A 21,192-nucleotide genomic window follows, 5' to 3' on the forward strand; every position below is an offset into this window, starting at 1 on the left:
CGGCGGTTCGAGCACGGCGTCCCTGGCGCGCAGCCGCTGTATTTTAATATATCAGTTCGATCCGCACTCTAGGCGCGAGTGGCCGGGGGGCGAAATGAGCTAGGTCAAGAACGGTCCCGCCTCAGGGATTGGGCGTGGCGAGGGCGGTGGCCCCGCGGGCGAGGCGCTCGATGTCGGCCCAGCGGCGCTGCTTGACGGCGTCGGTCGGGGATAGCCCGGTGCCGCCGAGGGCGAAGACATTGGGCAGGGGCAGAATCTCGCGGACATTCTCCGCCTTGATGCCGCCGGGTGGGGCAGAAGCGGATGTCCGGGAGGAGCGGGGCCATGCCCTTGAGCGCCGGGGCGCCGCCGTTGAGCATGGCGGGGAAGAACTTCAGCTCGCGGAATCCGTGCTCGTAGGCGATCGGCGCCTCGGTCACCGTGGCGGTGCCCGGCAGATAGGGCAGGCCGACGGCCTTGGCGGCCTCGCCCAGCCGGTCGGTCAGGCCGGGGCTGACGACGAAGCGGGCGCCGACGTCGCGTGGGTGCCGCCGTGCACCACCCGGTGGCCGGCCGCAACGACCGTGGTGTCCTTCAGGGTGCCTTCCAGCCACCTCAGCCGGAAGCGCAGCAGCGAGCCGCGCTCGGCCCCCTCCAGCCCTGTGAGAGTGTGGTCGGCGAGGACGTGCTTGGCGGCGTCCTTGGCCTCGAACTTCGGCGCCGTGCCGATGCCGGAGATCTGGCCGTTGAGTACGTGGTCAAAAAGACCGGGCGGTTGGTATCGGGTTGGGGGTGACGGGAAGCGTCGGCAGCTGTTCTGGCGAGCGTCCCCCAGCTGCTCTCCGGTCATGCCGACACCGCTGCTCGACCTTGATGCCCTCTCCCTGGACGACCTGAAGCGCCTGGTGGCGGAGCTTCTGGTCCGGGTGTCGGCGCTGGAGGACGAGAACCGGGCGTTGCGCGAGGAGAACGCCCGGCTCAAGGGACTGCCCAAGCGCCCGAACCTGGCGCCGGGCGGCATGGACAAGGCCACGGATCCGGACAAGCGCTCCAAGGTCAAGGCGGCGCGCCGGCAGAAGCGCAAAGGCGGCAAGCGCACCCCGCCGGCAACCGAGGAGCGCACCCTCACGGTGGCGGTGCCGGTGGGCTCAAAGCGCAAGGGCTACGAAACCTACACCGTCCAGGATCTCGCACTGACGCCGCGCATCATCCGCTACCGCCGAGAACGCTGGCTCACCCCGGACGGCCGACCGATCGTCGCTCCCTTGCCCGAGGAGGTCAGCGGCCATTTCGGCCCCGGCGTGGTGCGCTTCGTGCTGATGCAGCACGTCCAGGGGCAGGTCACCACCGAACGCCTGCTCATCCAGCTGCTCGCGCTCGGGCTGCGCATCTCCAAGGGGCAAGTGATTGCCTTGCTGAACGCTGACAATGCGGCCTTCCATGCGGAGAAGGACGCCATCCTGGACGCCAGGCTGGCCACCGCGCTCTGGGTGACGGTGGACGACACCGGCGCCCGCCATGCCCGCGCCACCCAGACCACCACCCACATCGGCGATGAGCGTTTCGCCTGGTTCGCCACCCGGCCCTCCAAGAGCCGCTTGAATTTCCTGGAGCTGCTGCGCGCCGGGCGGCCCGACTACGTGATCAACGCCGCCGCCGAAGCTTACATGATCGACCACAAGGTGCCCGAGGCGGTGATCGCCACCCTGGTGGAGCATGAGCACCGCCGCTTTGCCGACCCGCCGACCTGGGAGGCGCATCTGGCAAGCGTGGACATCGGCGGCCAGCGGCGCGCCGTCACCGAAGCCGCCGTGATCGGGGCGATCACCGAGCGCGGGCTGCTGAGCGACACCGTGATCGTCTCCGACGATGCCGGGCAGTTCGACGTCTTCACGCACGCGCTCTGTTGGGTTCACGCCGAGCGCCATCTCCGCCGCCTGATCTGCGTCACCGACGAGCAGCACCGGCTGGTCGCCGTGCAGCACCATCTGGTGTGGTGGGGCTTTGGCGCATAAATCGGGAAACGGCGGCTGAACGGGCGATGGACGGGTATAGAGGTATGCCCCGTTGCCGAGAGCGCGCATGCCCTACAAGCACAACGAGCCACGTCGTCATCACATCCCGAAGGCCAAGTACAAGGTCGCGAATTGGCCGGCGTATGATCGGGCTCTGCAGCAGCGCGGCAGCTTGACCGTCTGGATCACGCCGGAGGCGCTGGAGGCGTGGACGCCAGCCAAGACAGGCAAACGCGGCCGACCGCCGGCCTACGCGGACCTCGCCGTCGAAACCGCTGTCATGTTGCGCTTGGCCATGGGCCGGCCGTGGCGCCAGACCGAGGGGCTACTGCGCTCCATCATGCAACTGCTTGGTCTCGACCTGCCGGTTCCAGACCACACAACCCTGGCCCGGCGCAGTGCGCGCCTGGCGCTGACGACGGCGTTGAAGGTACCAAATGGAGCGGTGAGCGTGATCATCGACTCCTCGGGCCTGAAGGTCTTTGGGGCGGGCGAATGGCAGCACGAGAAACATGGTGGGAAACCGCACCGTACCTGGCGGCGGCTGCACATCGCCGTGGATCCGGATCACGGCGACATTCTCGCGGCGGAGCTGACCACCACGGACGAGGGTGATGCCTCGCAGGTCGGCCCCTTGCTCGATCAGATTGCCGCCCCGATCAGGGCGGTTCTGGCTGACGGCGCGTACGATGGCGATCCCGTATATCGGACCGTCGCTGAACGCCAACCCGACGCCAGGGTGATCATCCCGCCGCGCTCCACGGCCGTCCCGAGTGGCACGGCCGAGGTGGCTCCAACTCAGCGCGACCATCACATCCGGATGATTGCCGAGAAGGGCCGCCTGGGGTGGCAGCGTGCCGTCGGCTACGGCAAGCGCTCGCTCGTGGAAACCGCGTTCTACCGGTACAAAGTGTTGATCGGCCGCAGCCTGCGGGCTCGGAGTCTGTCCGCCCAGAAGGTGGAAGCTCGCATCGCCTGCGCCGTGATCAACCGAATGACCAGCCTCGGTCGGCCGATCTTCCAAAAGGTGTCCTGAACACCGCAACACCGGGGGACAATCTGGCCGCACCCCGATTTGTGCAACAAGGCCCGTTCGGCGCGCTGCAGGAGTTCGTCAACATGGCGGCGCGCGCTCCGCGTGCCGCAGCTGCGGCTGCCCTGGGGGCTGCACGAGCGGCTGTGGCCGATCAAGTACATCGTCTTCCTCGGGCTGTTCGCTGTCTCGCTGCACTCGCTGGCGCAGGCCGAGGTGCTGGCCGAGGAGGAGCCGTTCAAGACGGCCATCATCCTCAAGTTCGCCCGCGACTGGCCGTTCGTGCTGTACGTCGGCGCGTTGCTCGCCGCCAACCTGTTCATCGAGCGCTTCTACTGCCGCTACCTGTGCCCGCTCGGGGCGGCGCTGGCCATTCCGGCCCGCCTGCGCATGTTCGAGTGGCTGAAGCGGCACAAGGAGTGCGGCTCGCCGTGTCAGCGCTGCGGCGTCGAGTGCCCGGTCCAAAGCATCCATCCGGAAGGCAACATCAATCCCAACGAGTGCATCTCCTGCATGCACTGCCAGACCCTGTACTGGGACGACCACCGCTGCCCGCACATGATCCAGCGCCGGCTCAAACGCGAGCGCGCCCAGGCCATGAAGCCGGCTCTGCCCAAGCACGTCACCGACCCGCCTCTGAGCCAGAGTGACGATCCGAACAACCCGCTGGTCGCTGGCGGCATCGTTGCCGCCCCGCCGGTGCGGCCCCCCAAAGACCAAGGAGGATCCTGATTATGTCGAAGGACGACACCTCGAAGGACGCGTCCACGCAGACGGGTGGCACGACCGGCGACGTCTCGCGCCGCGACCTGCTCGGCGGAACGGCCAAGCTCGCCACGCTTGCGGGGCTGGCCGGAGCCGGCGTCGCCGGGGGTGGGCTGGCGCTGCGCCCCGGCGCGCCCGAGGCGCAGGCCGCGACGACGGCGTCCGGTGGCACGCGCGGGGCCCAGAGCGCGGCGATCGAGCCCGGCCAGCTCGACGAGTACTACGTGCTGTTCTCCAGCGGCCAGTCCGGCGAGCTGCGCCTGTACGGGCTGCCCTCCATGCGCGAGCTCATGCGCGTCCCCGTCTTCAACCGCGACAGCGCCACTGGCTGGGGGCAGACCAACGAGAGCCTGCAGGTGCTGACCCAGGATCTGCTGCCGGAGACCCGGGAGTTTCTGAAGAGCCGCGGCGGCACCTACCAGAACGGCGATCTGCACCACCCGCACATGACCTTCACCGATGGTACCTACGACGGCCGCTACATCATCGCCAACGATAAGGCCAACACGCGCATCTGCCGCATCCGCGCCGACGTCATGAAGTGCGACAAGATCATCGAGGTGCCGAACGCCCACGACATCCACGGCCTGCGCCTGCAGAAGTACCCGAAGACCGGCTACATCTTCGCCAACGGCGAGCACGAAGCACCGATCCCCAACGACGGCAAGGTTCTCGATGATCCGTCGAAGTACCTGGCGATCTTCACCGCCGTTGACGTCGACAGCATGAAGGTGGCTTGGCAGGTCATCGTTGACGGCAACCTCGACAACGTCGACGCCGACTACCAGGGCAAGTATTGCTTCTCGACCTGCTACAACTCCGAAATGGGCATGAACACCGGGGAGATGACGGCCAAGGAGCAGGACTGGGTCGTCGTCTTCAACATCAAGCGCATCGAGGATGCGGTGAAGGCCGGGCAGGCGCAGATGATGAACGGCGTCCCGGTGGTCAACGGCCGGCACGGCTCGCCGCTCACCCGCTACATCCCGATCTCCAACAGCCCACACGGCATCAACACCGCTCCCGACCAGCGCCACGTCGTGATCAACGGCAAGCTGTCGCCGACGGTGTCGGTGATGGACGTGACCAAGCTCGACGACCTGTTCGACGACAAAATCCAGCCGCGCGACGTCATCGTCGCCGAACCGCAGCTCGGCCTCGGGCCGCTGCACACCGCCTACGACGGCCGCGGCAACGCCTACGCCACGCTGTTCATCGACAGCCAGGTCTGCAAGTGGAACATCGACAAGGCGATCCGCGCCTACAAGGGCGAGAAGGTCGACCCGATCATCCAGAAGCTCGACGTCCATTACCAGCCGGGCCACAACCACACCTCCATGGGCCAGACCAAGGAGGCCGACGGCAAGTGGCTCATCTCGCTCAACAAGTTCTCCAAGGACCGCTTCCTCAACTCCGGCCCGCTGAAGCCCGAGAACGACCAGCTGATCGACATCTCCGGCGATGAGATGAAGCTGGTGCACGACAGCCCGTCCTTCGCCGAGCCGCACGACGCGACGATCATCCACCGCTCCAAGATCAGCCCAAAGCACGTCTGGGACCGCAACGACCCGATGTGGGAGCAGGCCCGGCAATGGGCCAAGGAGGACGGCGTCACGCTGGAGGATGCCTCCGGCGTCTACCGCAAGGGCGACAAGGTGCGCGTCTACATGACCACCGTAGCGCCAAGCTTCAGCCTGGAGAAATTCACCGTGAAGCAGGGCGAGGAGGTGACGATCATCATCACCAACCTCGACGATGTCGAGGACCTGAGCCACGGCTTCTGCATCTCGAACTACGGGATCAGCTTCGGCATCGACGCTCAGGCGACGCAGTCGGTGACCTTCGTCGCCGACCGGCCGGGCGTGCACTGGTTCTACTGCACGTGGTTTTGCCATGCCCTGCACATGGAGATGCGCGGGCGCATGCTCGTCGAGCCGCGCTCGGCCTAAGCCGATGGCAAGGTTGGCCCTTGCTGTGATCCTAGCGCTCGCCGCCATCCCTCTCGGGGCGGTGGCGGGCACCGTCGACGTCGTGCCCGGCGGAGGGCTGGCCCAGGCCATCGCCGCGGCGTCCGACGGCGACGTGCTGCGCCTGGAGCCAGGCGTCCACGCCGGCCCGGTGATTGTCGACAAGGCGGTGACCCTCGAAGGACTGCCAGGGGCGGTGGTCGATGGGCGAGGGCAGGGGAGCACCATCAAGGTGACCGCTCCGGGCGTCACCATTCGCGCACTGGAGGTCCGCAACTCCGGGCTCAACCTCGAAGCCCAGGATTCCGGCGTCTTCCTCGACAGGAAGGCCGCCGGAACGACGGTCGAGCATAACCGCCTCGAGGACAACCTGATCGGCGTCTACGTCTGGGGCGCCGCGCAGTCGGTCGTCCGCCGCAACACCATCGTCGGGCGCAAGGACATCCGCGTCAACCAACGCGGCAACGGTGTGCAGGTGTGGAACGCGCCCGGCGCCAAGATCATCGACAACGACATCAGCTTCGGGCGCGACGGCATCTTCACCACCTCGAGCAAGCGCAACGTCTTTTCCGGCAACCGCTTCACCAACGTCCGCTTCGCCGTTCACTACATGTACACCAACGACAGTGAGGTCAGCCGCAACGCCTCCTACGGCAACGACGTCGGCTACGCGCTGATGTACTCGTCGCGCCTGCTGGTGCGCGACAACCTCTCTGAAGGCGACCGCAACCACGGCTTGATGTTCAACTTCGCCAACGAGTCGGTGGTGGAGGGCAATGTCATCCGCAAAGGCGGCGAAAAGTGCGTCTTCATCTACAACGCCAACAACAACCGCATCGCCGACAACCGGTTCGAGGGCTGCGACATCGGCGTGCATTTCACCGCCGGCTCGGAGCGCAACCGCATCACCGGCAACGCCTTCATCGGCAACCGCACGCAGGTGAAATATGTCGGAACCCGCGACCTTGAGTGGTCTGAGCGCGGACGCGGCAATTACTGGAGCGACAACCCGGCCTTCGACCTGAACGGCGACGGCATCGCCGACACCGCCTACCGGCCCAACGACGTGGTCGACCGCGTCGTCTGGTCGGTGCCGCTGGCCAAGCTGCTGCTCAACAGCCCGGCGGTCCAGGTGGTGCGCTGGGCGCAGTCGCAGTTCCCGGCCATCACCCCCGGCGGGGTGGTGGACTCCGCCCCGTTGATGCGCCCGCCTGAGCGCAAGCCGGGCTGGCGTCAGGAGGACCTCGCCCGTGAAGGAAGCTGACGCGGTCATTCTCGACGGTCTCACAAAGCGCTACGGCGACCGCACCGTGGTGCATGGGGTGACCTTGGCGCTGGCCGCCGGTGAGCGGCTGGCCCTGCTCGGCCACAACGGCGCGGGCAAGACGACGCTCATGAAGATGATGCTGGGTCTCGTGCGCCCGGACGGCGGAGAGGTGCGCGTGCTCGGCCGCGACCCGGCCGAAGCGGCGGCCGACGTCCGCCGCTCGGTCGGCTTCTTGCCCGAGAGCGTCGCCTTCTACGAGGCGATGACCGGGTGGGAGACGCTGCGCTTCTACGCGCGCGTGAAGCGCCGCCCGGCCGAGGAGTGCCGCGCCCTGCTGGCCCGCGTCGGGTTGGCGGACGCGGCCGGGCGGCGCGTCGGCACCTATTCCAAGGGCATGCGCCAGCGCCTCGGGCTGGCCCAGGCGCTGCTCGGCGCGCCACGGCTGCTGCTGCTCGACGAGCCGACCACCGGCCTCGACCCGGAGCTGCGGCAGAGCTTTTACGGCATCATCGCCGAGCTGAAGGCGCAGGGCACGGCGGTGCTGCTGTCCTCCCATCTGCTGACCGAGCTGGAGGAGCGGACCGACCACATCGCCATCATGAACCAGGGCCACCTGGTCGGGCTCGGCACGCTGGGCGACCTGCGCGAGCAGGCCGGCCTTCCGGTGCGCTTCCGCTTGCGGGTGGTCAACGGCGACGCCGCGACCGTGGCGGACCATTTCGGCGCGCTCGTCTTCGAACGGGTGCCGGGCGAGGTGGGGCCGGCCTGCCCGGCGCGCGACAAGATGGACGTGCTGCGCGCCATCGCCGGCTTGGGCGATCGGGTCGCGGACGTGGAGGTGGTTCCGCCCAGCCTCGACGACGTCTACGCCAGCTTCACCGGGCGGCCGCTGAGCGAAGGAGCCCCGGCATGACCACCGTTCTCGCCATCGCCTGGAAGGAGGTGCGGGACGGGCTGCGCAACCGCTGGGTCCTGGCCACCACGCTGCTGATGGCGGCGTTGGCCCTGGGCCTCGCCTTTCTCGGCGCCGCGCCGACCGGCAGCAACGTCGCCGCCTCGCGGCTTGCCGTCACCGTGGTCAGCCTGGCCAGCCTGACGATCTTCCTGGTGCCGCTGATCGCGCTGCTGCTGGCCTACGACGCGCTGGTCGGCGAGATCGAGCGCGGCACCATGCTGCTGCTGCTGGCCTACCCGGTGGCGCGCTGGGAGATCGTTGCCGGCAAGTTCCTCGGCCACGCGGCGCTGATTGCCATCGCCACCGGGGTCGGCTACGGCGTGGCCGCCGCCGCCGTCGCCTACGCCGCGCCGGGCACCGGCGCGGAGGATTGGCAGGCCATGGGGGCGCTGATCGCCTCGTCCATTCTGCTCGGCGCGGTGTTCCTGTCCATCGGCTACCTGCTGAGCGGGCTGGTGCGCGAGCGGGCGACCGCGGCCGGGCTGGCCATCGCGGTCTGGCTGGTCTTCGTGTTGCTGTACGACCTCGGCCTGCTCGGCTATCTCGCGGCGACCGAGGGCAAGGGGGTGTCGGCGGAGACGTTCGGTTGGCTGTTGCTGCTCAATCCGGCCGACGCGTTCCGGCTGTTTAACCTGACCGGCCTCGAGGGGGTGCGGCAGTTCTCCGGCATGGCCGGGGCGAGCGGACAGGCGCCGGTCAGCCCGTTCGCCCTGATGGCCGCGCTCCTGGCCTGGGTGCTGGTGCCGCTGCTCCTCGCCCAGGCCGTCTTCCACAGGAGGCAGTTGTGAGGCGTGCTCTTCCGGTCCTGCTCGCGCTTGTTCTCGCCGCCTGCGGCGAGGAGAAGGCGCCGGCCCCGCCGCCGCCGGCGGCGCTGACCCAGGACGCGATTGGCTACTACGACCACATGACCGTCCTCGACCACGCCGGGCCGAAGGGGCAGATCTTCGTCAAGGACCGCGACCAGCCCTACTGGTTCTCCTCGGTGCGCGACACCATTGCCTTTACACTGCTCCCGGAGGAACCCAAGGACCTCCGCGCCATCTACGTCCAGGACATCGGGCGGGCGCAGAGCTGGCAGGACCCCGGACCGCAAAGCTGGATCGACGCCCATACGGCGCTCTACGTCATCGGCAGCCGGCGCCTGGGCGGCATGGGCCAGCCGGAAGCGGTTCCCTTCTCCGCCCGCGAGGCCGCCGACGCCTTCGCCCACGACAACGGCGGCCGGGTCGTCGGCTTCGCCGACGTCCCGCATGACTACATCCTGGGCGACGACCGCTCCGCCGCCGCGGCAGCGGCCGCGCCGCCACCGCACGACGCGCATTCCGGACACGGGCAAGGGCACTGAGCCATGCTGACCCGCCGCCGCTTCCTGACCATCACCGCGGCCTCGGCCGCTCTGGCGACCGCTCCGTCGGCCCGCGCCGCCGTCCCACGGGTCGAATGGCGCGGCACGGCGCTCGGCGCCGAGGCGCTGCTGCGCCTCGACCACCCCGACGAGGCGCTGGCGTGGCGGCTGATCGCCGACTGTCTCGCCGAACTCGAGCGGCTGGAGGGCGTCTTCAGCTTGTGCCGCCCGGACTCTGCGCTGTGCCGCCTAAATCGTGGCGGCGCGCTCGAGGCACCGCCATTGGACCTCGTCGTCCTGCTGACCGAGGCCAAGCGCTACGGCGACCTGAGCGGCGGCGCCTTCGACATCACGGTGCAGCCACTGTGGGAACTGCACGCCCGCCACTTCGCGGCTGCGGACGCCGATCCGGCGGGCCCGCCAGAGGACAGGGTCGCCGCCGCCCGGACGCTGGTCGATTACCGCCAGGTGCGCGTTGCTCCCGACCGCATCGCGTTCGAGCGCCCAGGCATGGCCGTGACGCTGAACGGCATCGCCCAGGGCTACATCACCGACCGCCTCGCCGATCGCTTGCGCGCGGCTGGCCTGACGCACGTGCTGGCCGATTTTGGTGAGGTGCGGGCCCTCGGGCCGCAGTGGGATGGGCGTCCATGGCGCATCGGTCTGGAGGACCCGATGGAACCGGGGCGCATCGCCGCGACGATGCCGATCCAGGATGGCGCCGTCGCCACCTCCGGCGGCTACGGGACGCGGTTCAGCCCGTTGTGTCACCACATCTTCGACCCGGCGACCGGGCACAGCGCCAACGGGGTTGTGGCCGTGACCGTGAGGGCACCGACGGCAACCCTGGCCGACGCGCTGTCGACGGCTCTGGCCGTGCTGCCCCCGGAACACGCCCAGGAGTTCCTGGAGCGATGTCCGGGGGTCGGGGCGTGGATCACGATTCCTCCGAACAAAACTGTGGTGTATGGGGGAGCTATGATCGATGAGCGCCGTGCGGGACCGTGATGCTGGGGTCAGGCCGCCCGACCGATCGTTTGAGGCACCCGCTGGCCAGAGCCGGCGGGTGCGCTCCTGTGCCAGGCGGACGAACCGCTCAGCTGTTCTTTTTCAGATAGGCGATGAGATCCTTGCGGGCCTGCTCGTTCTTCACGCCGGCGAACGCCATTTTGTTGCCGGGAATGGCGGCCTTCGGGTCGGTCAGGTACTTGTCCAGGCTGGCCTCGTCCCAGGTGATCTCCGCTTTCTTCATGGCGTCGGAGTAGTTGAAGCCCTCGTGCGAACCGGACTTGCGGCCGACGACGCCGTGCAGATTCGGGCCGACGCGGTTCGGGCCGCCGGCATCGATGGTGTGGCACGCCTTGCACTGGTTGAACACCTTCTCACCGGCCTCGGCGTCCTGCGCAGAGGCGACGCTGGGGAACGACGCGATCAGCCCGAGAGCAAACACGGCAAACGCGCGCTTCATTTTGGTTTCCTCAGGTTGTGAACACGACATTGGCCGGCGGCTCCATCAATGGGGAGGGGCTACGACACGGAGGCTTCCGTGACAAGGCCCCGTGGCCAGCGCGGGATCAGCGTTCCCGCAGTGCCATGCGATCTTGGAAGACGCGGGCCAGTACGGGAACATCATTCCGCCGTTTCCGTTCCACGCGATCGTCAGTCGCGAACGACGAGCTAAGGTGGAGCGAGGTGTCGTGCCGACGGCAAGGTGGCTGCGGTCTCCGCCATCCGGCATCGTACGTCGGGCATGTCGGCCGAGTTTTCGACATTGGGGCGGCTCGGGCGACTCTGATGGCGGGTGTGTCGCGACGAGCGCGCCGCGCGGGGACGCACAGCGTGTCGCGCGGCGGCGCCGGTGAGGCACCGGCAGCGGCACGGAGGACCAGTCGTCCGGGAATGGTGCTCGCCGTCCATTCCCAAGAGAATGCCTCGGGGCTATCGACGCACCGCCCATCAGCGGCATAGTCCATATGGGGCCCGCAGAATGTGCGCGGGCATTGGTTCCTCAAGGACCGGATTTCACCACTTCACCCAGCGGCAATGGGCATTGTCGTTGGATGTTGCCGCTGTGATCGCCGTGGCGCGCTAGGGTGGGGCGTCGCTCTGCGGCACTCCCCGCAAAGCCGCGCGCCCGGCGCTCGCAAGTGACGAGTTGCTCGAGTGTGCAGGACGTCGCTCTGCATTCATACTCGCAAAACGCCAGGGTATCCGGGACCATGGCGACAAACCTCGTCAGGGCCTTTGGAAACAATTGTGCCAGCATGCCCCACCTCCATTCCAGCGAAGGAACCGGCCTCGATTGCGCGACAGACTCACTCTGAACGGTTTGATCACGGTCAACCCCACGGCTCTCTTTCGGGTACCAACCCTTTTGCGCCGCGCTCCGGTGCGCACCCGCAGCTCCTCGACGAAGACGACTTTGCTTGCCGCTACCGGGAAAACACGGGAAAGCGGCTGATCTGGATCAGAACAACCGCGCATACGGGGATCTCCGGATACCGGCGCCGCGAGGCGACGCTTATCGTCTGTGAAGCGCCGACGTCCGGCGTTTCTTTGCGGTGAGCGGAAGTGGGAGGCCGTCATGGCCGAGACGAGTGAAGGCATCGTGTACGTCGTCGACGACGATGAGCCGGTCCGGGACTCGATGAAGGCGTTGCTGGAAGCCTGCGCCCTCGAGGTGCGGGACTTTGAAAGCTGCCAGAGCTTCATCGACCAGTTCGACGGCACGCCGGCGGGTTGCCTTGTCCTCGACCTGCACCTGCCGATCATGAGCGGCCTTGAGTTCATCGAGCGCTATGGCCCCACCCTGCACGGCCTGCCGGTGATCATGGTCTCTGGGCGCGGCGATCCCGCCACCTTCGCCCGCGCCCGCGAGGCCGGGGTGAGCGCCTTTCTGGAGAAGCCCTTCGAGGCGGACCAGCTGCTCGACGCCGTGCAGCGGCTGCTGCCCGCAGCCGCCTGAGGCCGCGTAAGGCCGGATGTCGAGGGCCCGTACGGGGGTCCGCGTATAGGTAGTTTTCCGTAGGGGAACTCCCTTAGGTACAAGACCGAACTGCACAGCGGGCAAGGCGGTGGCTAACTTCGACCCATCAGGCGGTTGCGACACACCACAGCAGCCGCTTCCGCAAGCTGCCGAGGGCCCGTCATGTCCGCTCACGCCTCTACCATCGTCGCCCAGCCCACCCGCGTCGTCCCGGGCTTCCTGGCCGCCACGATGCCACCGTCGCTGAGCGCGATGCCCAAGGCCCAGAGCACCCCCGCCGCCGACCCGCTGGCCGCCATCACCCAGGTCAAGGTCATGGACCGCGAACAGCCGATCTTCGCGGAAGGCGACGCGGCCGACGCCCTCTTCCGGGTGGTCGACGGGGTGATCCGGCTCTACAAGCTGCTGCCCGCCGGCCGCCGCCAGATCATCGGCTTCCTCCAGGCGGGCGACATGATGGGCCTGGCCTTCGCCGAGCGCTACCTCTACTCGGCCGAGGCGGTCACGGCGACCACGGTGCAGCGCATCTCCCGCGCCCAGCTCGACGACCTGCTGGACGCCCAGCCCTCCCTGGCCCGCAAGCTGCTGTCGGTGACCACGTCGGAGCTGGTGGCCGCCCAGGACCAGATGCTGCTGCTCGGCCGCAAGACCGCGCTGGAGAAGCTGGCCTCCTTCCTGCTGGCGCTCAGCGAGCGGGCCGGCGGCAAGCGCCTGGTCGGCGTGCCGATGAGCCGCAGCGACATCGCCGACTACCTGGGCCTGACGACCGAGACCGTGTCACGCGGCTTCACCAAGCTGAAGACCAGCCGCCTGATCCGCATCCTCGACGGCGGCAAGGTCGAACTGCTCGATCACAACGCCCTCGCCGACCTTGCCGACTGCGCCTGACGGCCTGAGTGACGCAAGCGTCCGGCTCAAAGGCATACGGAACGGACACCCCACCCACCCGCGTTCCTCATCGGATTCCATGTACGTCTGCATCTGCAACGCCCTGACCGAAAACCGGGTTCGTCACGCCGTCCGTGCTCATCGACCGGACACGGTGCGCGACGTTTACGCCGCCTGCGGCGTGGCTCCCCAATGCGGCAAGTGCGCCGACACCATCGCGGGCATTCTCGATGAGGAAGGTCCTTCGGCCCTACAGCTCGCCGCGGAATGACGCCAACACGGCCGCTGTGCTTCCGGTCATCGCCGGCTCACCCAACACGGCTCGAGTGAAACGGGGACGGCGTTGCCGCCGCCCCTCCATCGACACAGGCAGCACGCCTGAGGGTCAGGCCGCGTTGCCGTTGACCGCTGCCTTCAGAGCTTTCCCCGCTGAGAACTTCGGCGCCTTGGAGGCGGCGATCGTGATCTCGGCGCCGGTCTGCGGGTTGCGGCCGGTGCGTGCGCCGCGCTCGGCGATCTCAAACTGCCCGAAGCCGGGCAGCTTCACCGTCTCGCCCTGGATGAGCGCGTGCTGCAAGCTCTCGAGCACGGCATCCAACGCCTTGCCGGCATCGGCTTTGGTGCCGCCCAGCTTGGCGGCGACGGCGTCAATCAGTTCAGCCTTCGTCATTTCTCGTTCCTCGTCCCGTGGATCGCGGAAACACCAAGAGCTTCGGCGAGTTTCGCGTCGAGATTGAGCTAAGCCCGACAACACACTTTGCGCAAGCCCAAATCGGCTGAACACCCAGGACTTCCAGCGTTTACACAGGGATTGGAAGACACTTTGCGCGAAGAGGAAGGGGCTCCGACATCCCAAAAAGGCGAACAGCAGGGCAGGGCAGGGCAATGTCCGCTGAGTGTCTGGCCCGCCGCGTTCAATCCGTCGCCATTTGGAATTACCGTGGTGTGTGTCGGCAGGGCAGTGTGAAGGGTGCCGATCGGCCCTTGCTAGCATTCCATCAAATCCGCTTGAACCGGTGTGCACACCCTCGCCGTGTCGCCTGTTGGACGGGGTGCTGATGGCCAAAGCCAGCGTAAGAGCTTGGCTCCCGCCTGCTGTTTTCTTCGCGCCCCATACTTGAGAGGGCACATGCGCGGAGCGGCCATGGCGGCGTGGTTGGTCAGAGCGGCGGTGCGCGGACGGCTGCGCTTTGCTTATCGCATCAAGGTGCATGGACGCGCCCATGCCGGCAGCGCGCGCGGGTGCGTCGTCGCCGCGGATCCGCAATCGCTTGTGGACACATCGTCCCACCACGACGGGCGGTGTCCGGCGTCGACTTGGTCGCCGTCTACGGCACCCCGGCGCTGGTCGCGCACCTCGCGAACGCGGCCGTGCTGCCGGTGCGCATCGACGGCGCCGCTTTCACGCTCTTCTCCCTGGCCAAGTGGCCGGGCGTGCGCCGGTTCCCGAGGATTGCGCTGGCGATGGCGCCAGCGCGCCGCCTCACCGTGGACCCGGCCCTGCGCGGATGGGCGCGCCGGACCGCTCTGGCGGACGCGCTGTACACGGTGATGGCCCGAGCGGCATTGGACGCTTATGACCAAAACCGCAGCGTCTTCGACGCGCTGCTCGATGCCCGCTCGCGCTTCGGTCGCAACACCCGGATTCTGGAGGATGCCGAGCGCCAGCCCCTCACCTACGGCCGGCTGGTGTTGGGCAGTGTGGCGCTGGGACACGCGCTGACCCGGGCTGCGGGGCGGGGCGGGGCGAGGTCGTGGGCGTCCTGTTGCCCAACACCACGGCGGTTGGCGATCACCATCTTTGCCCTGCAGGCGTTCGGCCGCGTGCCGGCCATGCTGAACTACAGCATGGGACCGGACGCGCTGGTGACCGCCTGCCGAATGGGCCGCATCCGAACGGTGCTGACCTCACGGCGCTTCATCGCGCTGGCGCGCCTTGAACCGATGGCCGCGGCGTTGGCCGAGCACACCGTGTTGGCCTGTCTGGAGGACGTGCGCAAAGAGGTCGGCCCGCTGGATAAGCTGTGGGGGCTGGCGGTGTCCTGGGTCCCCACACTGATGCGCGGGCGGACCGCCCCCGCGGGCTCGCCGGGCGCGGTGTTGTACACCTCCGGCTCCGAAGGAACGCCCAAAGGCGTGGTGCTGAGCCACGCGAACTTCCTGGCCAATGTGGCGCAGATCGCCGCGGTCGTCGACCTGTTCCCGACCGACCGGGTGGTCAACCCCTTGCCGGTCTTCCACAGCTTCGGCCTGACCGCCGGTCTGTTCCTGCCCCTGCTGGTTGGCGTGCCGACCTGCTTGTATCCCAGTCCCCTCCATTACCGCGCCGTCGCGGCGCTGGTCGCCGAACGGAAGGCGACCGTTCTGTTCGCCACCGACACCTTCCTCACCGGTTACGGCCGCGCGCCGTCGGAGGGCGAGCTGGCCTCGCTGCGCTACGCCGTGGCCGGGGCCGAGCCGGTGCGTGAGAGCACGCGGCGCCTCTACCGCGACCGCTTTGGCGTGCCGCTTCTGGAGGGCTATGGCGCGACAGAAACCACGCCGGTGCTGGCGGTCAACACGCCAACGCACGGCCGCGCCGGTACGGTGGGGCGCTTCTTGCCCGGCATCGAAGCCCGGCTGGCCCCCGTGGAGGGCTTCGCCGAGGGCACCCAGCTCGTGGTGCGCGGCCCAAACGTCATGCTTGGCTACTATGTGGCGGAGCGGCCCGGCGTGCTGCACCCGCCGCCTGGGGGGTGGTACCCGACCGGCGACATTGTGACGGTGGACGCCGCAGGGTACGTGCGGATCGTTGGGCGCGTGAAACGCTTTGCGAAGATCGGCGGCGAGATGGTCTCGCTGGCCCGTGTCGAGGCGGACGCCGCGCAGCATTGGCCCGACGACACGCACGCGGCGGTCGGTCTGCCAGACCCGCGCAAAGGCGAGCGTGTCGTGCTGGTGACCAGCCGTGCCGGCGCACAGCACGATGAGTTCGTCGCGTTCGCCCGCGCCCGCGGCATCCCGGAGCCGACGGTGCCCAAGGCGGTGCTGTGGGTGGAGACGATCCCGACGCTCGGCTCCGGCAAGGTGGATTACCCTACCGTGCGGCGCATGGCCGAGAACGCGTTGCGTGAAGCAGGCGCGCGGCAAGCCGGCCTCAAGAACGTTCCATCGTCGAAGGATGTGATCCTTGATGGTGGCTGACCGGCCAAGCCACGCTTCGAGATCGACCGGCTCAGCTGCGGGTGAGCCGGTCGATCTCGTCCTTCAGGGTCAGTTTTTCGAGCTTGAGGCGTTTGACGGTTGGATCGTCGGCGCGGGGCGTCGCCTCGCGCGCGGCCACCGCGTGATCGAGTGCGGCATGGCGTTGGCGCAGCTTTTCAAGGTGAGTGTCCGGCCGGTGGAAGCGTGGGGGCGGCATGGAGGACTTCTCGACAGGGTGATCGCATGACCAACCGCTGGACGTGCCACGCATGCTGAACGTCGGCGGGCATACGCCATCGGCGCTCCCCTGCCCTGAAAACTACCATGATTTTTCATAATAGCGCTTATAAGACTTAAGCTTGGCGTTAGGGTTGATTCTATCCTTAAGTGCAACTTTTGTGTCAGTGCAAGGGCTTCCCGGGCCAAGGGGACTCGGCTCATGACCGTTGCGCGCCTGGGGTGCTGACCACAGAGTTGGTCGCGACATGGAAGGCACAGCGTCCATGCTCCGCGCGTCTCACGGCAGCCGGTCGGACATCCGATGTGTCGCCGCGGAGCCGCTCACGGGACCGGGCGCCAATGTTTGCGGTCGCCCAGGGCTTCCACGCTGACGAGGAGTTCGTCGCTGGGCATGCCGTCCTCCAGGAGCAGGCAGGCGTGCGGGAGAAGACCCGGCTTGTCGACGAGGGCGGTGACGACGTAGACCTTGGACGAGCCGGCCGCCCGGGTGAAGCGGTCTCCCACCTGTACCGGCGTGCGTGCCGTCTCCCCTCCCCTCACGGTAGGCCGGCGAGTTCGTCGAGCAACTGCTGGTACTGGCTGGGCGGCAGCGCCCGCTGGTCCGCGGCCATGCGGCGCAGGGCCTCAATGCCCGCCGGCGTGAAGGTCGCCTTCAGCCAGTGCGCGCCGTCGTCCACCAGAGACAACAGGCCACGATCGATCATGCTCTGCACGGCAGCAGCCGGCTTAGGCTGACCCTTGTGCGGGCCGGTCGCCCAGCGCTTGACCAAGATGCCGTCGTGGAGGGAACGGGCGCTGCTGAGCCGGAGCATGAACTCGCGCCGGATCAGGTCGCGCTCCTTGGGTAGAAACTCAGGCGTGGCGGTCATCGCGTCTCACGGAATGGCCAAAGCGGCGCTGAGATGTAGCGTACCCGTCCAGGGAAAAGAAGGTGCCCGGGAGGATTGGTTGCCCGCGGCGGTTTTCCGAACGGGGACGGCCGGCGCGCACGCGTGTTGGAGAGCGATCGACGGGCTGCATCGGCCCGTTCCACGAGCGAGGACGACGCGATGGGCGAAAACCGCAACCCCGACACAAAGCCGGACCAGGCCGGGAACGACGGCGCCACCAGCAAGCCCGAGATCCCGCCGCCGGGGACGAAAGACGAGTTGGCGAAAGCTCAGGAGGAAGCCGCTCAGGAGCGCGCGGAAAACGGCGGGTATCAGTGACCGCCGTGGTCCAATCCCGCTGACCCGCTCACCGGCACCCGCCAGGCCCTTCACCCCGGCACCATCGCGGGAGGCGCGCCAGCCCGCGCGCGGGCAGCCTCAGACGAAGGGGTTGGGCGCGGTGTCGGGCGGCTCCGGCGGGGCAATGTTCTCTGGCAATGCCTTGTCGGACTCTAGGGCGTGCACGACCTCGTCCAGCAGCGCCTTCAGGGCGCGGGCATGACGGAGGCCCACCTGATCCCTGGTCAGGTCCAGCGAGCCGAAGAGCGCCAGTCGGTCGATGTGGTTCTCCACAATCAGCTCGCCGAGCGTCAATGCCTCGCTCTCGTTGGCGAACGGCTTGATCGTCTTCCCCGTCATCACGCTCTCCTCACCGCAGCAGCTTTTTCAACGCACCGGTCCAGCCCTCGTCCGCCTCCGACGCCGGGCCTTCGCCGCCCGGCCGCCGCTTGCCCGGCAGGCGCGGGGCGGGCAACGCCATCGCCGTGCTCTTCACCATGTCCGACACCCCTGGAAACGGATCAACGCCGCTCATGTCGCGCAGCTGGCTGATGGAGATCGCCTGCCACGCATCTCCGGGAGCGTTCGAAGACACGTAGGCGCCGGCCTCATTGCGCTTGGGATCGTAGACGGCCTTGAACAACGCGGTTGGCACGAACACCCAGCCCTTCAGCCGCTGCAGCGTGGTGCCCTGGAACAGCGGCCCGATGACCACGTAGAGCTCGCCGCGCTGCCGCGCCAGACCGCGCACCGCCCCTTCGATGCCTGCCCACACGCCGCAGTTCTGCTCGGACACCTGCGGCACCATGTTGGCCAGCGAGAAGCTCTCCTCCTGCGAGGCATCGTCGGGCGCGTCGGCGGCCGGAAAGAGGTGGCCGCGGTCGTACCCGGACCGGGCGAAGTCGGCCAGGGTGGAGCGCTCATCGGCCGGCAGGCGTTCTTCCTCGTGGAAGGTGCCCTTGCGCGGCGTGTCGACCGCCGCCTTCAGGCTGGCACGCGTCATACGCTCGGCCGCCCACAGCGGAGTCCGGGTCACGCCGGAGTGCAGCACCGCGAAGGCCCGGAAGCACAACTCTCGCGTCTTGGCCGTCATCTTCGGATCGGTCAGGTCAGGCGCGCTGCCGCCCTTGAAGTGCTCCGGGCAGGCAGTCGGCGCGGCCCCAGCGGTGCTGGGGAGCGCCAGGAGAACGAGAAGCGCTGCGGCGGTGCGGGTTAGCATGGTGGCCGGTGATGGGGGGCTTCGGTCCAGGGCAGCCAAGCACCAACGCGGCTGTTTGCTTAGGCCCGGTTTCCAGAACTCTCCGAGGTCAGCTGCGAGCGTGATCAAGTAACCGCATGCCGGTTCCCGTGCCTTTGGCATGGGAGCGGACATGCGCGCGCAGGCGGTAGAGCTGGTGGCTGGCATCATCGACCGGATCGAGCCCCGGCACCCCGGTCCGGGGCGCCCCCCGGTGCCGACGGCGGAGGTGATCCGGACGCTCGGCTTCTTTGTGCGCGAGGGTGTCCAATGGCGGGAGTTGAAGGCTGCGGACGGACGCGCCTCGGGCTCCACCCTGCGCCGCCGCCTGGACGAGTGGCACACCACGGCGTTGCTGCGCCGTGTCCATGCCGTCCTCATCCGCATGGCGCGCTCCGGCCCCGACGCCGCCGCATGGGACGTCGTGGTGGACAGCTGCTCGGTGCGGGCCAAGCGGGGCGGCGAGTTGACCGGGGCGAACCCGACCGACCGCGGTAAGCCCGGGACCAAGTACCACGTGGTCGTCTCGACCGATGGCCTGCCGCTGGCGGTCGTCCCTTCGCCCGCCAATGTGCATGACACCAAGCTCTTTCCGGATCTGCTGCGCCTGGCCCAGGTTGTCTGCGCCGCCATCAGCAGGCTCTACGCGGACGCGGGTTACGACAGCGCCGATAACCGCTGGCTCTGCTTGCGCGACGGCATCCAGCCGCACATCCGCAAGATCGGCGAGCCCCACGGCTCGGGGCTCGGCAAAGTCCGCTGCGTCGTCGAGCACGGCTGCGCTTGGCTGCTCGCAAACAAACGCCTAGATCGACGGCAGGACAGGTTGGGGCGGATCATACTCGCGCTGCTCACCGCCGCGGCGATCTTCATCGTCGCCAACCGCCTCAGCGCATTCTGAAAACCGTCCCTTAGGGGGAATGTCCGTTTCAGCCGAAAACTTCCCCCTTCAAACCTGTGCAGTGGGCTCCATGCTTCCCAATGGGGCCGCTCAAGCCGCTTGGTCGCGCTGGTGCTGCCGCACGGCTTCCGAGTCCCACGCCGAGCTCCGAAGGGCTGCAAGGGGCTCCGGAGTGAGATCGCCGGAGAACACAACGTGATGCATGACATCGCCCAGGGTTCGGCGCAAAATGCGCGCCGCCAAGGACATTCTCGGCATCTCTGTGGCCTCGACCAGGAACGCAACCGGCCGATCATCGCGCAGTGGCTGAATAATCCAGGCCTACACACCGGCTCTCTGCAAGGCCTCTAACCCGGCAACGATCGGCTGAAAGACCACCTGGCGACGTTCCCGCAGCTGTTGGCGCCGCGTTGTCCGATCCTGCGATGGAGAGGCTGCCATCGTCACCTCCCGCCGGTAATGTCCGGTGCTCATCCCCGTCAACAGCTGGTGCGAAGGGACGGCACGCGGCTGCGGAGATGGGCTCCGCGGCTTGCAGTTTGTGAAGGGCCGTCCCCTTTCATTACACGGGCGAACTTTGGATCTCGGCCTGACCTCGAGAAATATCGTTGATTATGCGGATGACATCGTTCAACTCCCCGGAGGGCAACGTGATTTGGAGTTGCACACCGTCGGGCTTAAAGCCTTTGGTCTCGATGAGGGCCGCGGGGAAGGCGCTAAGTCCCGATCTGATCCTGGCTTCGTCCGCGAAAGCGCAGGTGACGGATAGGGCGGCAAACGTGATGATCGGCTGCCGTTCAGCAGCACGGAGACAGGCCAACGCGGTGCCACCGTAGGCGCGCATCAGCCCGCCCGCTCCGAGAAGAACACCACCGAACCAGCGGCTGACCACCACGGCCACCCGATCCAAGGCCTGGCCGTCTATAGCCTGAAGGATCGGACGCCCCGCAGTCCCTCCAGGTTCGCCATCATCGCTGGAACGGTAGAGGTCACCGATCCGGAACGCCCAACAATTGTGACCGGCCTCCTGGCTGCTGCAAGCAGCGATAAATCCGCGCGCTTCTTCCTCGGTGCCGACCGGCCCCGCCGAAGCTAGGAAGCGGCTTTTCTTGATCTCTTGCTCGAGCTGCTCTCTTCTTTTAAGAGTAAACATTGTCTTTCGTCGCCATAGATCCTGTATTGGCCTGAGGCCAGTTCCCCGTGCGCACATCAAGCTTATTCGC

The 21,192-nt window shown here is 67.7% G+C and carries 25 protein-coding genes; 15 read left to right on the top strand and 10 right to left on the bottom strand.

Features of this window, described 5'->3' with window-relative positions:
• Nucleotides 1-104: 104 nt before the first annotated feature.
• Both M2351_RS45130 and M2351_RS18255 read right to left on the bottom strand, forming a co-directional pair.
• Nucleotides 105-593, bottom strand: coding sequence for a hypothetical protein (locus M2351_RS45130; protein ID WP_406567405.1), 489 nt, complete (start codon nt 591-593; stop codon nt 105-107).
• Complete coding sequence (locus tag M2351_RS18255; RefSeq protein ID WP_264657540.1) at nt 482-829, bottom strand: hypothetical protein; 348 nt, start codon at nt 827-829, stop codon at nt 482-484. Before M2351_RS18255 ends, M2351_RS45130 begins: the two co-directional genes overlap by 112 nt.
• On the opposite strand from M2351_RS18255, the gene M2351_RS18260 reads away from it, so the two are divergent.
• The 9 genes from M2351_RS18260 to M2351_RS18300 all read left to right on the top strand — a co-directional run bounded on the left by M2351_RS18260 (nt 828) and on the right by M2351_RS18300 (nt 10,334).
• Nucleotides 828-1,994, top strand: a complete 1,167-nt coding sequence (locus M2351_RS18260; RefSeq protein WP_264657541.1) for a hypothetical protein — start codon at nt 828-830, stop codon at nt 1,992-1,994. The two genes, M2351_RS18255 and M2351_RS18260, sit on opposite strands and share 2 nt — an antisense overlap.
• A 67-nt stretch (nt 1,995-2,061) precedes the next feature.
• Nucleotides 2,062-3,030, top strand: coding sequence for an IS5 family transposase (locus M2351_RS18265; RefSeq protein ID WP_264657542.1), 969 nt, complete (start codon nt 2,062-2,064; stop codon nt 3,028-3,030).
• A gap of 102 nt (nt 3,031-3,132) precedes the next feature.
• Complete coding sequence (locus M2351_RS18270; RefSeq protein WP_319801898.1) at nt 3,133-3,759, top strand: 4Fe-4S binding protein; 627 nt, start codon at nt 3,133-3,135, stop codon at nt 3,757-3,759.
• 2 nt (nt 3,760-3,761) lie between these two features.
• Nucleotides 3,762-5,741: a TAT-dependent nitrous-oxide reductase gene (gene nosZ / locus M2351_RS18275; protein ID WP_264657543.1), complete on the top strand. Its 1,980-nt coding sequence runs from the start codon at nt 3,762-3,764 to the stop codon at nt 5,739-5,741.
• A 25-nt stretch (nt 5,742-5,766) separates the two neighbouring features.
• A complete protein-coding gene (locus tag M2351_RS18280) occupies nt 5,767-7,023 on the top strand; it encodes a nitrous oxide reductase family maturation protein NosD (protein WP_264657544.1) in 1,257 nt (418 codons plus the stop codon).
• Nucleotides 7,010-7,939: an ABC transporter ATP-binding protein gene (locus tag M2351_RS18285; RefSeq protein WP_264657545.1), complete on the top strand. Its 930-nt coding sequence runs from the start codon at nt 7,010-7,012 to the stop codon at nt 7,937-7,939. The genes M2351_RS18280 and M2351_RS18285 overlap by 14 nt, the downstream gene beginning before the upstream one ends.
• Nucleotides 7,936-8,769: an ABC transporter permease gene (locus M2351_RS18290; RefSeq protein ID WP_264657546.1), complete on the top strand. Its 834-nt coding sequence runs from the start codon at nt 7,936-7,938 to the stop codon at nt 8,767-8,769. The genes M2351_RS18285 and M2351_RS18290 overlap by 4 nt, the downstream gene beginning before the upstream one ends.
• Nucleotides 8,766-9,326 (top strand): nitrous oxide reductase accessory protein NosL, encoded by a 561-nt coding sequence (locus M2351_RS18295; RefSeq protein ID WP_264657547.1) that lies wholly within the window; start codon nt 8,766-8,768, stop codon nt 9,324-9,326. Before M2351_RS18290 ends, M2351_RS18295 begins: the two co-directional genes overlap by 4 nt.
• Nucleotides 9,327-9,329: 3 nt before the next feature.
• The gene (locus tag M2351_RS18300; protein ID WP_264657548.1) at nt 9,330-10,334 is read left to right on the top strand and encodes an FAD:protein FMN transferase; all 1,005 of its coding nucleotides are present in this window, start codon (nt 9,330-9,332) and stop codon (nt 10,332-10,334) included.
• An 88-nt stretch (nt 10,335-10,422) separates the two neighbouring features.
• Here the strand turns inward: M2351_RS18300 and M2351_RS18305 are convergent, their stop codons facing one another.
• Complete coding sequence (locus tag M2351_RS18305) at nt 10,423-10,794, bottom strand: c-type cytochrome (RefSeq protein ID WP_264657549.1); 372 nt, start codon at nt 10,792-10,794, stop codon at nt 10,423-10,425.
• A gap of 1,116 nt (nt 10,795-11,910) precedes the next feature.
• Here M2351_RS18305 and M2351_RS18310 point away from each other — a divergent pair.
• The 3 genes from M2351_RS18310 (at nt 11,911) to M2351_RS18320 (ending at nt 13,471) form a co-directional block, all read left to right on the top strand.
• On the top strand, nt 11,911-12,291 hold the full coding sequence (locus M2351_RS18310) for a response regulator transcription factor (protein WP_264657550.1): 381 nt from the start codon (nt 11,911-11,913) through the stop codon (nt 12,289-12,291).
• Nucleotides 12,292-12,474: 183 nt separating this feature from the next.
• Entirely contained in the window at nt 12,475-13,200 is a 726-nt protein-coding gene (locus M2351_RS18315) for a helix-turn-helix domain-containing protein (protein ID WP_264657551.1), read from the top strand.
• A gap of 79 nt (nt 13,201-13,279) precedes the next feature.
• Nucleotides 13,280-13,471, top strand: coding sequence for a (2Fe-2S)-binding protein (locus tag M2351_RS18320; RefSeq protein ID WP_264657552.1), 192 nt, complete (start codon nt 13,280-13,282; stop codon nt 13,469-13,471).
• A gap of 114 nt (nt 13,472-13,585) precedes the next feature.
• On the opposite strand, the gene M2351_RS18325 is transcribed toward M2351_RS18320, so the two are convergent.
• A complete protein-coding gene (locus tag M2351_RS18325) occupies nt 13,586-13,870 on the bottom strand; it encodes an HU family DNA-binding protein (protein WP_264657553.1) in 285 nt (94 codons plus the stop codon).
• A gap of 632 nt (nt 13,871-14,502) precedes the next feature.
• Here M2351_RS18325 and M2351_RS18330 point away from each other — a divergent pair.
• Nucleotides 14,503-16,383: an AMP-binding protein gene (locus tag M2351_RS18330; protein ID WP_264657554.1), complete on the top strand. Its 1,881-nt coding sequence runs from the start codon at nt 14,503-14,505 to the stop codon at nt 16,381-16,383.
• Between the two features lie 31 nt (nt 16,384-16,414).
• Here M2351_RS18330 and M2351_RS18335 read toward each other — a convergent pair whose 3' ends face one another.
• The 3 genes from M2351_RS18335 to M2351_RS18345 form a co-directional block, all read right to left on the bottom strand.
• On the bottom strand, nt 16,415-16,600 hold the full coding sequence (locus M2351_RS18335) for a YdcH family protein (protein WP_264657555.1): 186 nt from the start codon (nt 16,598-16,600) through the stop codon (nt 16,415-16,417).
• Nucleotides 16,601-16,944: 344 nt separating this feature from the next.
• Entirely contained in the window at nt 16,945-17,127 is a 183-nt protein-coding gene (locus M2351_RS18340) for a hypothetical protein (RefSeq protein WP_264657556.1), read from the bottom strand.
• Nucleotides 17,128-17,159: 32 nt separating this feature from the next.
• Entirely contained in the window at nt 17,160-17,492 is a 333-nt protein-coding gene (locus tag M2351_RS18345) for a hypothetical protein (protein ID WP_264657557.1), read from the bottom strand.
• A 180-nt stretch (nt 17,493-17,672) separates the two neighbouring features.
• Between M2351_RS18345 and M2351_RS18350 the strand changes: the two genes are divergently transcribed.
• Nucleotides 17,673-17,831, top strand: a complete 159-nt coding sequence (locus tag M2351_RS18350) for a hypothetical protein (protein WP_264657558.1) — start codon at nt 17,673-17,675, stop codon at nt 17,829-17,831.
• A 99-nt stretch (nt 17,832-17,930) separates the two neighbouring features.
• Here the strand turns inward: M2351_RS18350 and M2351_RS18355 are convergent, their stop codons facing one another.
• Both M2351_RS18355 and M2351_RS18360 read right to left on the bottom strand, forming a co-directional pair.
• On the bottom strand, nt 17,931-18,191 hold the full coding sequence (locus M2351_RS18355; RefSeq protein ID WP_264657559.1) for a hypothetical protein: 261 nt from the start codon (nt 18,189-18,191) through the stop codon (nt 17,931-17,933).
• Nucleotides 18,192-18,201: 10 nt separating this feature from the next.
• On the bottom strand, nt 18,202-19,050 hold the full coding sequence (locus M2351_RS18360) for a DNA/RNA non-specific endonuclease (RefSeq protein ID WP_264657560.1): 849 nt from the start codon (nt 19,048-19,050) through the stop codon (nt 18,202-18,204).
• A 151-nt stretch (nt 19,051-19,201) separates the two neighbouring features.
• On the opposite strand from M2351_RS18360, the gene M2351_RS18365 reads away from it, so the two are divergent.
• Nucleotides 19,202-19,969 carry an IS5 family transposase gene (locus M2351_RS18365; protein WP_264657561.1) on the top strand — a complete coding sequence of 256 codons (768 nt, stop codon included), beginning with the start codon at nt 19,202-19,204 and terminating at the stop codon, nt 19,967-19,969.
• Nucleotides 19,970-20,531: 562 nt separating this feature from the next.
• Here M2351_RS18365 and M2351_RS18370 read toward each other — a convergent pair.
• The gene (locus tag M2351_RS18370; RefSeq protein WP_264657562.1) at nt 20,532-21,122 is read right to left on the bottom strand and encodes an IMPACT family protein; all 591 of its coding nucleotides are present in this window, start codon (nt 21,120-21,122) and stop codon (nt 20,532-20,534) included.
• Nucleotides 21,123-21,192 lie beyond the last annotated feature (70 nt).

It is taken from the genome of Azospirillum canadense, assembly GCF_025961225.1.
Lineage (GTDB): Bacteria > Pseudomonadota > Alphaproteobacteria > Azospirillales > Azospirillaceae > Azospirillum > Azospirillum canadense.